We start from the raw sequence: 542 nt of genomic DNA, 5'->3' as shown, positions 1-542 counted from the left end.
CGCGTCCGCGCCGACCTGGAGAAGGTGGGGCTGGTCTCCCCCGACACCCCGTTCAACCAGGGGCTGCGCGAAGGGCTGCGGGAAGGCTACGAGGACGGCTGGCGCGGCGGGTACAACGCAGGCCTCGCCGCCGCCAAGAGATGAATTCTTGGAACACGTGTTCAAATAAATCAGGATGTCGGTGAGGGCCGAGGAACTGCACGGAATTATTTCCGCCACGGCGGAAATTAATCGGATCGTCGAACGCGACGTCATTCTACACCAGCGTCGGCGGCCCCCCTGCCTGACGTAACACCTCGGCGCGCTGCGCAGCGACAAACGCATCCACGGGCATCCCCGCAGCCCCAGCGACCCCCACAACACAACCCGCCAGGAACAGCGCCGCGCGCAACGCAGGCTCAACCTCCAGATGCTCACCCAACGCCATCAGACGCGACAGGCTCTCCTCCTGGGGCTCGACGCCGAGGTCTGCGACCAGGTCGACCAGCGCGAGAGCGAACAACTCCGCGTCCCGCGCCGGCCCCTCCTGGCCCATCTACGCC

Annotated in this window: 2 protein-coding genes; one reads left to right on the top strand and one right to left on the bottom strand. The window is 66.4% G+C overall.

Translation table 11 applies throughout. The features are described from left to right. Positions 1 to 185, top strand: a 185-nt coding sequence (locus GEV06_29235) for a hypothetical protein (GenBank protein MPZ21920.1), incomplete at its 5' end; no start/stop codon positions are given. 71 nt (positions 186 to 256) lie between these two features. Here the strand turns inward: GEV06_29235 and GEV06_29230 are convergent. Beyond that, positions 257 to 502, bottom strand: coding sequence for a hypothetical protein (locus GEV06_29230; GenBank protein MPZ21919.1), 246 nt, complete (start codon positions 500 to 502; stop codon positions 257 to 259). Positions 503 to 542: the final 40 nt, after the last annotated feature.

Origin of the sequence: Luteitalea sp., assembly GCA_009377605.1 — a bacterium.
Classification (GTDB): domain Bacteria; phylum Acidobacteriota; class Vicinamibacteria; order Vicinamibacterales; family Vicinamibacteraceae; genus WHTT01.
The sequence above is the reverse complement of the archived record's forward strand: the minus strand, read 5'-3'. Positions and strand labels throughout refer to the sequence as shown.